The 13,608-nt window shown below is 60.3% G+C and carries 13 protein-coding genes; 3 read left to right on the plus strand and 10 right to left on the minus strand.

The window, feature by feature from the left end; genetic code table 11:
• Positions 1–106 precede the first annotated feature (106 nt).
• The 4 genes from QP968_RS06490 to QP968_RS06505 are packed head-to-tail and all read right to left on the minus strand — an operon-like array spanning position 107 to position 5,050.
• Complete coding sequence (locus QP968_RS06490) at positions 107–1,525, minus strand: RsmB/NOP family class I SAM-dependent RNA methyltransferase (RefSeq protein ID WP_502870922.1); 1,419 nt, start codon at positions 1,523–1,525, stop codon at positions 107–109.
• Positions 1,522–2,448 (minus strand): methionyl-tRNA formyltransferase, encoded by a 927-nt coding sequence (gene fmt / locus QP968_RS06495; protein ID WP_284855588.1) that lies wholly within the window; start codon positions 2,446–2,448, stop codon positions 1,522–1,524. Before fmt ends, QP968_RS06490 begins: the two co-directional genes overlap by 4 nt.
• A gap of 39 nt (positions 2,449–2,487) precedes the next feature.
• A complete protein-coding gene (def, locus tag QP968_RS06500; RefSeq protein WP_284855590.1) occupies positions 2,488–2,997 on the minus strand; it encodes a peptide deformylase in 510 nt (169 codons plus the stop codon).
• A gap of 31 nt (positions 2,998–3,028) precedes the next feature.
• The gene (locus tag QP968_RS06505; protein WP_502870923.1) at positions 3,029–5,050 is read right to left on the minus strand and encodes a primosomal protein N'; all 2,022 of its coding nucleotides are present in this window, start codon (positions 5,048–5,050) and stop codon (positions 3,029–3,031) included.
• Between the two features lie 147 nt (positions 5,051–5,197).
• Between QP968_RS06505 and QP968_RS06510 the strand changes: the two genes are divergently transcribed.
• From QP968_RS06510 to QP968_RS06520, 3 genes are read left to right on the plus strand one after another with little or no spacing between them, the layout of a single operon-like run.
• Positions 5,198–6,052, plus strand: a complete 855-nt coding sequence (locus tag QP968_RS06510) for a polysaccharide deacetylase family protein (RefSeq protein ID WP_284855594.1) — start codon at positions 5,198–5,200, stop codon at positions 6,050–6,052.
• A gap of 54 nt (positions 6,053–6,106) precedes the next feature.
• Positions 6,107–6,493 carry a hypothetical protein gene (locus tag QP968_RS06515; RefSeq protein WP_284855595.1) on the plus strand — a complete coding sequence of 129 codons (387 nt, stop codon included), beginning with the start codon at positions 6,107–6,109 and terminating at the stop codon, positions 6,491–6,493.
• A gap of 2 nt (positions 6,494–6,495) precedes the next feature.
• The gene (locus tag QP968_RS06520) at positions 6,496–7,401 is read left to right on the plus strand and encodes a hypothetical protein (RefSeq protein WP_284855596.1); all 906 of its coding nucleotides are present in this window, start codon (positions 6,496–6,498) and stop codon (positions 7,399–7,401) included.
• Positions 7,402–7,404: 3 nt separating this feature from the next.
• Here the strand turns inward: QP968_RS06520 and metK are convergent, their stop codons facing one another.
• The 6 genes from metK to gmk all read right to left on the minus strand — a co-directional run bounded on the left by metK (position 7,405) and on the right by gmk (position 13,604).
• Positions 7,405–8,619, minus strand: a complete 1,215-nt coding sequence (metK, locus tag QP968_RS06525; protein WP_284855598.1) for a methionine adenosyltransferase — start codon at positions 8,617–8,619, stop codon at positions 7,405–7,407.
• 90 nt (positions 8,620–8,709) lie between these two features.
• Positions 8,710–10,026, minus strand: a complete 1,317-nt coding sequence (gene coaBC / locus QP968_RS06530) for a bifunctional phosphopantothenoylcysteine decarboxylase/phosphopantothenate--cysteine ligase CoaBC (protein ID WP_284855599.1) — start codon at positions 10,024–10,026, stop codon at positions 8,710–8,712.
• Between the two features lie 33 nt (positions 10,027–10,059).
• On the minus strand, positions 10,060–11,658 hold the full coding sequence (locus tag QP968_RS06535) for a hypothetical protein (RefSeq protein ID WP_284855600.1): 1,599 nt from the start codon (positions 11,656–11,658) through the stop codon (positions 10,060–10,062).
• 29 nt (positions 11,659–11,687) lie between these two features.
• Positions 11,688–12,320: a DUF3558 family protein gene (locus QP968_RS06540; RefSeq protein ID WP_284855602.1), complete on the minus strand. Its 633-nt coding sequence runs from the start codon at positions 12,318–12,320 to the stop codon at positions 11,688–11,690.
• Positions 12,321–12,707: 387 nt separating this feature from the next.
• Positions 12,708–13,016 carry a DNA-directed RNA polymerase subunit omega gene (gene rpoZ / locus QP968_RS06545; protein WP_284855603.1) on the minus strand — a complete coding sequence of 103 codons (309 nt, stop codon included), beginning with the start codon at positions 13,014–13,016 and terminating at the stop codon, positions 12,708–12,710.
• Between the two features lie 6 nt (positions 13,017–13,022).
• A complete protein-coding gene (gene gmk, locus QP968_RS06550) occupies positions 13,023–13,604 on the minus strand; it encodes a guanylate kinase (protein ID WP_502869994.1) in 582 nt (193 codons plus the stop codon).
• Positions 13,605–13,608: the final 4 nt, after the last annotated feature.

Here is a 13,608-nt window from a genome sequence, read left to right on the forward strand (position 1 = left end):
CCCACTCTACTTCGTGCGGGTGAAGGATTTAACATGCCCGTTTTTGGTGACCTGCAGGAACGCGGGTCCACGGTGGCCTGGCACTAAGGGTGGAGTGCGAAATCCTTCACCGCTTGCGTAATACGGCAAAGAACATCGCGTCCGTACCGTGGCGGTGTGGCCACATTTGCACGCTTGGGTGAGCGCCCACGTTCTCCATGCCGCAGGCGAACTCGTGTGCGTTGAGTTCCTCGACAGAACCAGAAGCAAGAAGCTTATCGACGATCCCCCGCGTCTCCCTCACATCCGGCGAACACGTGGAGTACACGACAACCCCGCCGGGCTTTGTTAGTTCGATGGCGGAGGTCAGCAGCTCCTCCTGCAGAGTGTTGAGCTCCTTGATGTCGCTCTCGGACTTGCGCCAGCGGGCCTCAGGGCGGCGTCGCAGAGCACCGAGGCCGGAGCAGGGAGCGTCAACGAGGACGCGGTCGTAGCCAGGCTCCAAACCTGGGTTGCGGCCGTCGCCGACGTGCACGGTGACGGGGAGGTCTTGAGTGGTCTTGCGGATGAGGTCCGCGCGGGTGTCGCTGACCTCAACGGCGTCGACATGAGCACCGTCAATGGCGGCGATGGCGCCCATGAGAGCTGCCTTGCCACCCGGGCCAGCGCACAGATCCAACCAGCGGCCGCTGTCCGCATTGACGGGAACTTCCGTCACTGCACGGGCAATGAGTTGAGAGCCCTCGTCCTGAACCGCTGCCATGCGATCGCGGACCGGCTGCAGCGCGCCGGGATCACCGCTGTCGAGGTACACCGCGTATGGGCTGTAGCGGCCTTCTTCCCCACCCGTCGTCAGGGCCAGTTCTTCTGCGGAAAGCTCACCCGGGCGTGCAACCAGGTGCACCACGGGGCGCTCCGAATCGGCGAGGAGTGCCTTCTCGAGTTCCTCGGCCCCCGCGCCCTCGGGATCGACGCCGAGTGCGGTAGCAAAAGAGCGCGCAATCCACTCCGGGTGCGCTGTGCGGAAAGCAACAGCAGCGAGCGGCTCGGTAGGGCTGACCTTCTGCAGCCACTGTGACGCTGGGGTCCGAGTGACAGTGCGCAGGATGCCGTTGACAAAGCCCTTTGCTTTGGCCTGACCAGCAGCCTCCACGAGACGGACAGACGTATCCACAGCAGCGTGCGCATCCACGCGGGTGTACAACAGCTGATAAACGCCCAAGCGCAGAGCGGTGAGAACGTTCGGATCAAGGTCAGACAGTGGGCGCGAGGAGCACTCCCCGATCACCGCGTCCAGGACACCCTGGGAACGCAGTGCGCCGTAGGCAAGCTCCGTGGCAAAAGCCGCATCACGGCCTTTGATCTTCCGCTCGCGGAGCAACTGGGGCAGAACAAGGTTCCCGTAGGCGTCTTCCACCTCCACCCGGAGCAGAACGTCGAAGGCTGCCTCACGCGCCTTATCCCCCATGCTCTGAATCTGGTGCGCTGGTTGGGACGACTTCCTTTGCTGCGCACTCTTGGTGCGGGACCGAAAACCACCGCTCACTCGAACACCACTCCCTCAGCACTCTGCAGACCACGGGCCCAGTCGGCGGCGGCCATCATCTTCTTTCCTGGTGGTTGGATCATCTGCAACACCACCGGAGTCGTCCCGGTGCCCACCGTCACGGAGTTCTTGGTCACGGTTAGGTGGCCGGGGCTGGTGGGGCCCAAGGAGTCGCTGATAAGCACGGGTCCGACCTTGACCCGTTGACCGTCGAGCATTGTCCACGCGCCGGGGCCTGGGGTGTAGGCGCGGATCGCACGGTCGATGTTTACTGCGGGTGCAGACCAATCAATCCGGGCATCATCTTTTTCGATCTTCGGCGCGTAGCTGGCCTCCCCCGCCTGCGGCGTCAGCGTTGCTGTGCCGGCAGCGAGTTCATCCATGGTGCGGACGAGGAGATCCGCACCGTCGTAGGCCAGGCGCGTGAGCAGGTCATCCGCCGTATCAGTGGGACGGATCGGCTCCGACAACTGGCAGATGATGTCGCCCGTATCCAGACCGGTGTCAATGCGAAACGTGGTGGCGCCGCTGAATTCATCGCCGTGCAAAATTCCTGCCTGAACAGGTGCGGCACCGCGCCACTGCGGCAACTGGGAGAAGTGCAGGTTCACCCATCCGTGTGTGGGAATGTCCAGGTAGTTCTCTGGGATGAGGTTGCCGTAGGCGACCACTGGGATGGCATCCGGGGCAAGCTCCTGCAGTCGGGCCTTCACGTCCTCGCTCCCCTTCAACGTGGTCGGGGTAAGAACCTCAATGCCGTGTTCCAACGCCAAAGCCTTCACCGGCGAGGGGTGCAGAGTACGCCCACGGCCCCGCTTCGCATCGGGGCGGGTCAGCACTGCAACAACCTCATGGTCAGAAGCAATGAGCTTCTCCAACGCAACAACCGCCGGCTCAGGCGTGCCAGCAAACACAAGACGCATTATCTGTTCTCCTCTTCCCTAGCTTTCCCAAGCCCTCGACTACTGCTGCTCGTCGGACCGGAACCAGTCCATACCGCGAATGATTTCCATTGTTTCTTTCCGCACCTCTGGATCAAGGCGGCGCAGATACAGCACACCATCCAAATGATCCGTCTCGTGCTGAATGCACCGGGCCAGCAAACCACTGGCACTGATGGTCACCGGACGGCCCATCACATCAAAACCACGGGCGATCACGGAATCATGCCGCACAACTTCCGCCTGCACATCCGGGATAGACAGGCAGCCCTCCATACCAATCTGGACCAGATCACCCACCGGCGCCCACTCCGGGTTCACCAACGCGCCGCGCAGCCCATCGCAGTCATACACGAAGATGCGCTGTGCCAGACCAATCTGATTAGCGGCTAAGCCCACACCACCAGCATCATCCATGGTTTCGAGCATGTCGGCGGCGAGGGTGGCCAGGGCATCGTCGAAAAGCTCAATGCTTTGCGCTTCGGTATTAAGGATCGGATCACCGAAAATCCGGATGGGGCGAACTGTCATGGGCGCGAGTCTACCTAGGTGCAGGGGTGGCCTAGCCGATGTGCATCGGGTTGACCTGAATCCGCAGTGGCGCATCCTGCTTGCGCGTTGCCCGGTTCACATTCGCCGCGCGCAACGCCTTGCCCAACGCATTGCGGGATGACAGCGGCGTGCGAATGAGCACGCGCTGCGCCTCCCCCAACGTTGCGCGGTCCCACTCACCCGGCAGATCCACACCGGGCGGCAGATCAACCGGCCCAAGAATATCCACCTGATCAGGCAGATCGATGTGCGCCAAGAAATCAGTCAGCGCTTCACGCGGCGCATCGACGGCCGCCATATGAACCGCTGGCGGGAAGCGCACCTCGCGGCGGGCGGCCAGTTCCAACGCCGCGTGGCCAGGCGCGTCCCAACGAATGAAATGCTGCACGACGGGAAGGCTCGGATCCGCCACAACCACGACATCCCCGCCTTTGCTATGCGGGGCGACAAGCGTGGCCGCCGCCATCCACTTGTGCATCGTCTCCTCTGTCGCGCGCAGGTCAGGGCGCCCCAACAGCGCCCACGTATCCAGCAGGACCGCGGCACCATACGTGCCACCTCCTTCAATGCGAGGCTCCGCGCCCGGTGTAGCCACCACCACGGCGGCTTTATCCGGGATCTCTGCGTGAATGCGCTCACCCCACGAAGAAATCACGGTGGCAGGGGCAAAAGCCCGGCCGAGTTCCTCAGCGGTGCGCTGCGTGCCGAGGACGACGGCGCGCAGACGGTGCGAACCGCACGAGGGACACGAATACGCACTATCAATCCGCCCACACCACCGGCAGGTGGGTGCTGCTGCTTCCCCACCACTGGGCAATCCCAACGGGCCATTACACGCACGGCAACGCGCCGGGGTGCGGCAGATACCGCAGGCCAACGCCTGGACATAACCCGCACGAGGAACCTGAAACAGCACGGGCTTGTTCTCCGCCAAGGCGCGGCGGGCCGCAGCAAAGGCAACAGAGGGCAAGCGCGCGGCACCAGCACGCGGGTCCCGCTGCAGCTCAAAATCACTATCCCCCGCTGCATGGATGTGCGGCGAGCGAGTGCGCAGCGCATTACGGGCAGCCACCAACGAGTGCATCCAGCCAGACTCCACCAGTAGTTGTGTCTCCGCTGTCCGGCCGTGGCCACCGATGATGAGGGAAGCTTTCTCCACTGCTGACCGCGTAGTCAACACCTCCCGCGCGTGGGTGTAGGGCGCGCGGGGATCCACCAGGGAATCGTCCCCATCAAACATGACCACCGCCAGCTTCAGGTTTTTCACCGGCGCAAAAGCAGCAGAGCGCGTCCCAATAACCAGCCGCCCCTGCCCATGCAGCACTGACAAGAATCGGCTGTATCGTGCCTGCGGCCCAAGAGAGGCCGTCAATGTGGTGATCTGCTTCGGGCCAACGTGTTCTGCCAGCGCCGCGGCCATCCGGTCCACGTCCTTCTGGTCGGGTAGGACGATGAGGGCCCCGCCACCGTCGATAGCAACCTTAGCTGCCAATGCCGCGAGCGCTGCTGCCCAATCATCACCGGGAGCGACCTGCCATGCGGCGCGTGCGAGTGTCCCCGTGACCACGGCATCCACGAAAGATTCGCCGTACTCATAGGCACTCCACGCGGAAAGGTCCGGCTCTGTGGCCTCCCCCTGCTCCTCCCATGGCGAGGTGGTGTCGGTCTGCTCCGCCTTCACGTGGCGCGGCGGAATAGCGGTGCGAAGAATATCCGAACGCACCGCCGCGTAACGGTCGGCCAAGTTATCCACCAGGCTCCGGATTTGCTCCGGATAGACAACCTCAGGCGAAATCACACGCTCAATGAACCGGATCTTGCCTTCATGATCGGATGTGGCCACGCGCTCCAGCACCAGCGCATCCGCCAGCCGGCCAGCGAAACGAATGCGCACACGAACTCCCGGCTGCGCGGCTGCTGAATCTTCCTCGGTGACCAGGTAATCAAAAGGCCTATCTAAGTGCGGCAATCCAAGAAGCGGCAGCACGCGCACCACAGGGAGTTTGGCGGCGAGCGTTTCTGGCATGGACATGATCCTAGCGGGCACCCACGACACCCCCTTCGTGGTTCGTTTTTTACCAAGGCAGAGGGCATAATCTATGCGTCTTATTTTCCTGTTTCTGCTTCACCGTCTGCCCATGCGCACCCGGTGCGATTTAGTTGGAGTCTGCGTTTAACTATGAAACGTTTGCTCACTTCGGGCGCCGCTGCTGTTCTCACTGCACTGTCCATGATTGCTGGCACGGGCATGTCTCATGCTGAGCCCAAGGCAATATTGGTGGGCACGGGTTCGGGTGTGTCACACCCCCTGGATCAGGACCCTGCGCCATCGTTCCGCATTGGCAGGTCCCCCTTGCCGCTGAAGCTGAAACCGATTGCCCCGCTGATTCCGCCTGCCCCGGGTGAGATCAATGAGTTTGAGCAGGTGTGGTGCGAAAACTGCGTGGCCATCACCTATGACGATGGCCCGGTACCCAACACCAATGTGCTCTTGGACGTGCTGAAGAAGAAGCGCGTCCACGCCTCTTTCTTCCTCGTCGGCGGTAATGCGAAAGCTTATCCGGAGATTGTGAAGCGGCTGCATAACGAGGGGCATGACATTGGCAATCACACATTGAACCACCCGCAGCTCACCGCGTTGAGCGATGCCCGCGTGGCGTACGAGGTCGATTCCACAAATACGGCTATCAAAGAGGCCGGTGGGCGTTACCCGAAGTGGATGCGCCCACCTTACGGCGCGACTAATAACCGTGTTGCTTCCGTCATCGGCTCCCGCGACCAGGCAGTGGCCCTCTGGGATGTAGACACGGTTGATTGGCGCCACCGCAGCACAGCAAAGACATGTTCAATCGCCGTTGCCCATGCGCAAGCAGGCTCCATCATCCTCATGCACGATATTCACCCAAGCACCGTCAATGCGGCCGAGTGCATTATCGACGGTCTTCGGGCCAAAGGCCTTCACCCCGTCAGTCTGGCAGAGCTGTTTGAGGAGCCCGAAGCCGGCGTCACCTACACCACCGCCAACGATGGCTAATGCCACTTAAGCCCCACCGCGGAACACACGGATCTGTTTGTTAGGTTTGTGGCCATGCAAAGCAACCAGGATGTCCCCGCCGACACCGAAACAGACGAGCAGCTAGACCGGTCAGGCTGGCAGAAAGCAACGCCCATCATCATGGTTCTGGCGTATGTTCTGGTCCCACTGATTCTCATCCCCGCTTTCGGCTCCGATAAAGCACTCATCCCGGTTCTGGTTTTTCTTTTTGGCAATGCTGCCGTCGCCGGCTTTATCGACGGGTGGACGTTCCGCAACACGTTCCCCTTACCCATTCTCGCTGGCGTGGGGTTCTGGGTTGCCAAAGTGCTCTATTTCAATGACGGCACTTTCATCTATGCATTGGGATGTGCCGTGACGGCAGCTATCGCGATGTTCGCCGGGCAGGCATTGCGTAAAGAACCACAGGTGAGCGCCTAAGCATGGACCGTCAAGAACACTGCGCCGACCTCTCGTGTGTAGAGGTCTGGTCCCTGCACCATCCCCGCTATGGACTCATTGAAATTCGCGCGGGTTTTGATCCTGATTTCGCCCGCATCCACGACGATTGGCCGGGCAAGGAAAGAGCAGGCCACCACCTCTCTGCCGAAAGCAGTTTGAAAGAGCGCATCAACGCCCGACGAACTAACCCGCAAACGCGTGTTGAGATCCTCGTGGACGGAGTCCCCCAATACCGCTTCGACCAGCTTGAGTCGGGTCGGTACAGCGTGTTTTCTGCAAAGGCCCCAGACAAGCTCGAGCCGATGATCTCCCTGGGCGTGGACCGCTCCAAGCCCCACGTGAAAATTGTGGCTAGCCCCTTTAAGGAAATCTTGCACGTGGATTTCCGCGAGGGATCGTCCGTCGTTGAATTTGATCCGCCACAGGGTTCGCGGGGCGAGAAACGCAGACAGTCAATGGAGTCCAGCTCATTTCGGCGCACGGCAATCCCCATCGTCGAAGGGATCGGCAAGGGCGGTTGGGCGCTTCTCCTGTTGGTGCTCGGCCCGATTCTGTCCCGCTTTCTCGATTGGCTGCTTCAATTCGTGCCAGATTGGGAACTGCCGGATATCACCTTGCCACACCTTGATCTGCCTGTGCCGCAACTTCCGCAGCTGACATTGCCCACGCCGAACATCAGGTTCCCAGACATCCCCTTGCCTGAGATCCCCGAGTGGGTTGCGCTGCTAGCTGAGTACTCCAAAATCTGGGTGCCGGTGCTCATCGGCATCGCGCTCGGGATCATTGCGCTGCGCAATCACCGCAAATCAGAGGCCGAAAAAGAAAAATGGGCCGAGCAAGAAGGCGTCGAAACGCTTTCCGACGATGCCCGGCCCCTTACGCAGTAAGCCTTAGAGGCCTGCTGCCGCACGCAGGTCGTCGACCTTGTTGGTCTCCTCCCACGGGAATGCAACATCGGTGCGACCGAAGTGACCGTATGCAGACGTTGCGGAGTAGATCGGGCGCAGCAGATCCAGCTCACGAATGATGGCTGCTGGGCGCAGGTCAAAGACCTTGTCCACTGCCTGCTGGATCGACTCATTGGTCAGGCCCTCAGCAGCCGTACCGAAGGTCTCCACATAGAGGCCCACCGGCGTTGCGCGGCCGATGGCGTACGCAACCTGCACCTCAACCCGACGTGCCAGGCCAGCAGCGACGATGTTCTTGGCTACCCAGCGCATCGCGTATGCAGCAGAGCGGTCCACCTTTGACGGGTCCTTGCCGGAGAACGCGCCACCACCGTGACGGGACATGCCACCGTAGGTGTCCACGATGATCTTGCGGCCGGTCAGACCAGCGTCGCCCATCGGACCACCGAGCACGAAGGAACCGGATGGGTTGACCAGCAAGGTGGTGTCCTCGTTGTAGTACTGGCCCAGGCCAGCGTCCTCGATAACCCACTCCAGCACGTGCGTGCGCAGGGCGTCCTCCAGCGCCTGGCCGGTGAAGTCCGGGTCGTGCTGGGAGGAGATGACCACGGTGTCCAGGTAGACCGGCTTATCCCCGTCGTAGGCAAAGGTCACCTGGGTCTTGCCGTCTGGGCGCAACCCCTGAACAATGCCCTCCTTGCGCACCTGCGTCAGGCGACGGGCCAAACGGTGTGCCGTGGAGATCGGCAGCGGCATAAACTCCGGGGTCTCATTGGTGGCGTAACCAAACATCAGGCCCTGGTCACCAGCACCGGATTGGTCTTCCTCACCAGTCGACTCGTTGGTGCGAACCTCAAGCGAATCGGTAACACCGTCGGAGATCTCAGCGGACTGGTCACCGATAGCAATATTTACGCCACAGGTCCGGCCGTCAAAGCCCACCTCGGAGGAGGTAAAACCGATCTCCACGAGCTTGTCACGCACAAGCTTGGCAATGTTGGAGTACGCCTGAGTGGTCACCTCGCCCACAACGTGGACCTGACCAGTGGTCACCATCGTTTCCACTGCCACGCGCGACAGCGGATCTTGGGCGAGCATGTCATCGAGGATGGTGTCCGAGATCGCGTCGCAGATCTTGTCCGGGTGGCCTTCAGTGACGGATTCACTGGTGAACAGGCGGTAGAACGGGTCGGTCATGGGATTGCAGGTCCTTACAGGTGAGACGGCTGTCAAAAGAAATGCGCGCCTTTACGGCGACTGTGCGCACCCAAGAATAGACCAAGCTGTCTAATTCTGTCGAATCGACTCTCCAGCACCTGACGTGATCTTCTCAATCGCATCCCAGATGCGTGCCGCGACCACGTGTTTCGGCCCATCCGCAATCTCTTCTGTCGAGCCATCCGCACCAAGCAGCCAGCCACTGTTGCATAGCTCACCGAAGACTTTGCCGCCTGCCACGGAATTCACCATGAGCATGTCCGCACCCTTGCGCGCCAACTTCGCCCGGCCATTCTCTAGCGGATCATCAGTCTCGGCCGCGAAACCCACGATCGTCGCGGATGTCTCTCCGGCTTCTCGCTTATCGACGAGCCCCCTCAAAATATCCGGATTCTCCACCAACCGCAGCGTCGATAAAGCATCATCCGCCTGCCCTTTCTTCAACTTGGAGTCGGCTTCGTTTTCAGGGCGGTAATCGGCGACAGCAGCTGCCATGATCACGATATCGGCGTTCACCGTAGCGGCGTCGACCGCTTCCTTCATGTCGCGGGTGGAACGTACACGAACGATCTGTGCACCAGGAGGCGTTTCCAACTCATCGGTGTCACCCGCGACGATGGTCACATCCGCACCGCGATGAACCGCAATATCAGCGAGCGCAAAACCTTGCCTGCCGGAGGAACGGTTGCCGATGAAGCGCACTGGATCGATGTTCTCCTGCGTACCCCCTGCGGAGATCACAACCTTCTTGCCTTCAAGTGAGCGTGTGAATCTTCCAGCTTCCACAACCGTGCGCGCCATCGCTGCAATCTGGGATGCCTCTGGCAACCTGCCCGGACCGGTATCCGTGCCGGTCAAACGCCCATGAGCGGGCGCCAGCACAATGACGCCCCGGCGACGCAGCGTTGCTACATTGTCCTGTGTAGCTGGATTCTCCCACATCTCCGTGTGCATGGCGGGCGCCAGCACCACCGGGCATGTGGCCACGAGCACCGTCGCAGTGAGGAGGTCATTTGCACGACCGGCTGCGATCCGGGCAATGGTGTCCGCCGTAGCCGGCGCAATAACAATCAGGTCAGCTTCCTTGCCCACGCGGACGTGCTGCACCTCATCCACGCGACTGAACACACCAGTGTCCACGTGGTGGCCGGACAGCGCTTCGAAGGTGGCAGCACCCACGAAATTCAGCGCCGACGGGGTCGGCACAACGCGCACACTGTCCCCCGCTTCTGTGAACTCACGCACCAAGTGACATGCCTTGTATGCAGCAATTCCCCCGGAGACACCCACAACTACGTTGAGGGCCTCTTTTTTATCTCCACCAACCCCGGTATCAGCACCGGCAGTCTCAGCAGTGTCCAGGTTCTTTGCAGCCATGTCGCTCATGGCCCCCGAGCTTACCTGCCACCGCATCCTCGGCTAGCGGCGAGGCTCACGCACCCAGGCACCAATAACACCAGGCACAACCTCAGGCGCTTCCCCTAGAAGTGCTTTCAAGTTACCTTCGCGTTCTACCGCCGATGTCACCGCTTGCACCCGGCCACGCTTCTGCTGCTTGCCTCCACGTGCTCCCATCCCGGGCGCCACACCGTACCCACCGGCGCCACTCGCTGCATTAACAGGCCCTCCAGCCCGCGCCCCCGCACCGGACGAACCAGCAATCATGCCGTTCGCACCAGCGCCAGCGCCAGCACCGGAACCAAAACCGTTGCTTCCCACACCGGACATACCCGGCCTCACACCGCCACCAAAACGGCCTGCACCAGCACCGAAACCTGATCCCGCACCGGCACCAAAGCCAGCGGCTCCTCGACCGGCAAACGGCATCGGTGCAGCTCCACCGAAACTTCCCAGTCCGCCCGGTGAGCCAAACCCACCTCCGAGACCACCGGCACCAGCTGGCGTCATGGTGCCACCCAGTGGTGCACCACCCATCGCTCCTACCGGTGGCAAGGTAGGCGCCGTGGCACTAGCGACCTGCGTGGGAGTCGCTCCGGAGGCAATGAAGTCCAACATCTCCGGATTGGGGCGACCTACCTGCTCAATGATCTCGGCCGGTGTCGACGCATGCGCAAGATCTTGCCACCCAGCCTCAGTCAAGGCCTGACTTACCACCTGTGGCAATGCCTGCTGGGTGAAGTCCGGTATCCCAGCACCTGAACCACCTTCATCCATCAATCCCCCCTTGGCTGAATCCAGAGAGGGCAGCAGCTGATGGAAGCTCGGCACCGTCGGATGCAACTCCGTGGTGAGGCGTGGCCCATACGTATTCAAATAGGCCTCTTCGATCCCTTTAGCCGCTAAAGGATGCGCCGTTGCCCGTGAGGCCGCCAGCACTGATGCCGCCTGAATCGCACTAGCCTCACTCAGCGTCACAAGTCCGCCAGTATGAACGCCTAGCACCTCGGAGTTGGTCAAATAGCGTGCACCGGCCAAGGCAACCAACTCCACATGGCCCATGGCCGCACTCACCGCTTCCGTCTCCGCGGACCCTGCCAGCAGCCTCAAGGCCTCTGGCACCTTTTCAAGCGCTTGACTCAGCGTCGTGGCGGTTGAGAACCAGTTTTGCGACACCCCCATCATCGACGCCACATCCGTCGCGGCCAACTGGGATACCAACCACTCCAAATTCAGTGGCCTCCCCGCGATGGGAGTAATAACACTAAAAGGATTAACCAGAGGCTGCTCCAACGTGGACGTAACCAACCCACCTGAAACATCCCCACCCGGCGAATTAAAGGACTCCCCGATCCCCACATCCACCGCTGTAAACCCATCAGCCTGCTCCGACAGCAGCTTCGCCGCATTGGCCAGCAACGTACCCAACCCCCGCGTCGCCTCAGGCTGACTCACCGCACTAATCGAGCCGTGCATCTGCCCGGCCTGATCGAAGCCGGAGACAGTCGAGAACGCGCCTAAGCTTCGTAATCCCCCAATAAGTGCAGAGCCCTGCAATTGACTCGCCGCATTGTCAACAATATTCGCAGCCTGCTTCACGGCGATTACGTCAATGAACATGTTCTCTTTTATCCCCCTATATTAAATGTTTATGTTCCGAAAAAGGACTCCATGATGCTTTGAGCAGTTGAACACAGCGTCTGTTCCCCTACCGACTGATCCGCATCCGCAACGATGATCGAAAACTGCCCGCGTGTTGTATCAACTGCAGAAACGCAGCTTGCACTTGCTGTTTCAGTACCGCGGTAGAGAATCAGGCCTGGAATGACGGTCGAATCAGCATCCCTAACATTCGAATCAGGCTGTAGCTCCAAATCCTCGCGCGTAGCCGCGGACGTGCCGATAGCAAGATATTGTCCACGAACATCGCTTACGAGTCCGCACCCAACTCCGCCACCTGGAAGAACACTTTGGGCCTCCAAAGGCTCCAGCCCCACCACTGCGAACTCCTCCGCCGAGATTTCGGTGCAAGGGTTGAAGAGGTTGTCCTTGATGGCGTTGTAGTCGAAGTCGCCGAGGACGAGGTCGCCACTGGCGAAGTGGAAGGCTGGAGCGCCGGTCTGGGATGCAGTGTGGGACTCGGAGGCTTCAGCTGGTGTTGCTGTGTCGATCGTGCCGTGAGGTTCGGCGGTGGTTTCTCCGGTGTCCTGGAAAGGTGTGCAACCAGTCAGTGCCGCGGTCAACATGACCCCCGTGATGTAGGAGAAGCCCCTGTGCTTCATATCCGCCTACCCCCCGGATTTCTAGGTGGATCCTCACATCTTCGTTTGCCCCGGCACTGACCGGCTGCCCTTTGAATATGGCATGGTTTCCTCAGATTCGGAACACCAAACTGTCCACTAAAGTGGACATTCATCGACGCAACGCGCTGACCAGCAGTTTTCGCTTAAATATTCCTAAATGATTCCTTAGAGTAATACCCCCGTTCAGGGGGAAATAATTGTTATAGGTGAAACAAATAACCATGTCAAGGCGACTTGGGAGGGCGGGTCGAGAAGGGGGACGTCGATAAGCGATTGAGAAACTCTTAGAAAATTGAGCGCGCTCGAACGGCAAAACGCGGGCCCCGGCTTACACCGAGACCCGCGCTAAAACTGATGAGTTGAGGCTTACTGGCCTTCCTCATGCTCCAAGAGACCGTGCTCGATCTCACGCAGAGCGATAGACAGAGGCTTCTCCCCCTGCTCCGGAGTGACCAGGGGGCCGATGAACTCGAACACACCCTCATCCTGCTCCTGGTAGTAGCTGTTGATCTGACGCGCGCGCTTAGCGGCGAAGATCACCAGAGCGTACTTGGAAGACACCTTGGTCAACAGCTCATCAATAGGCGGTGCCGTGATGCCTTCAGGTGTGTCATACACCTGCTCGTTGACATCGACATCAGCCGAAGTAGCCAGATCGTTGGTCACGTTGCTCACTTACACCTATTCATTGGTCGGACGATTAACGGACAGAAGAATATCACTAATCCCTGAAACCGCCTCATCCAGGTCCTTGTTCACAATGACTGTGTCGAACTCATCCTGGGCGGCAAGCTCCTCACGCGCCGTTTCAAGGCGACGTTCAATGACATCCTGAGATTCTGTCGCGCGGCCGGTCAAACGATCAACCAGCACTTCCCATGACGGTGGAGCAAGGAAAACAGTCGTTGCTTCCGGCATGAGCATCTTGATGTTGCGAGCGCCAGCAAGATCAACCTCTACGAGCACAGGACGGCCGGCTTCCATAGCCTCACGCACTGGACCCGCTGGAGTGCCTGAACGCTGCAACCCGCTGTGGATATCAGCCCACTCGAGCATCTCACCCGCGTCGATCTTGTCCTGGAATTCCTCAGGTGTGACAAAGAAGTAATCCTTGCCGTGAACCTCTCCCGGACGTGGATCACGCGTGGTCATGGAGACGGAGAAGTACAGATCTTCCACTGACTCCCGGAGGCGCTGAACCACAGTTGACTTACCAACGGCAGAAGGGCCAGCCAAAACAACAAGCCGACCCTTCTTATTCACGGTT

The organism is Corynebacterium sp. MSK041 (assembly GCF_030232265.1).
In the GTDB taxonomy this organism is placed as follows: Bacteria; Actinomycetota; Actinomycetes; order Mycobacteriales; family Mycobacteriaceae; genus Corynebacterium.

Coding starts and splice junctions, on each gene's coding strand:
- metK (WP_284855598.1), bottom strand. CDS start 8,619: ATGACCGACCCGTTCTACCGCCTGTTCACCAGTGAATCCGTCACTGAA.
- QP968_RS06510 (WP_284855594.1), top strand. CDS start 5,198: ATGAAACGTTTGCTCACTTCGGGCGCCGCTGCTGTTCTCACTGCACTG.
- QP968_RS06540 (WP_284855602.1), bottom strand. CDS start 12,320: ATGAAGCACAGGGGCTTCTCCTACATCACGGGGGTCATGTTGACCGCG.
- fmt (WP_284855588.1), bottom strand. CDS start 2,448: ATGCGTCTTGTGTTTGCTGGCACGCCTGAGCCGGCGGTTGTTGCGTTG.
- def (WP_284855590.1), bottom strand. CDS start 2,997: ATGACAGTTCGCCCCATCCGGATTTTCGGTGATCCGATCCTTAATACC.
- QP968_RS06505 (WP_502870923.1), bottom strand. CDS start 5,050: ATGTCCATGCCAGAAACGCTCGCCGCCAAACTCCCTGTGGTGCGCGTG.
- QP968_RS06515 (WP_284855595.1), top strand. CDS start 6,107: ATGCAAAGCAACCAGGATGTCCCCGCCGACACCGAAACAGACGAGCAG.
- QP968_RS06535 (WP_284855600.1), bottom strand. CDS start 11,658: ATGTTCATTGACGTAATCGCCGTGAAGCAGGCTGCGAATATTGTTGAC.
- coaBC (WP_284855599.1), bottom strand. CDS start 10,026: ATGAGCGACATGGCTGCAAAGAACCTGGACACTGCTGAGACTGCCGGT.
- QP968_RS06520 (WP_284855596.1), top strand. CDS start 6,496: ATGGACCGTCAAGAACACTGCGCCGACCTCTCGTGTGTAGAGGTCTGG.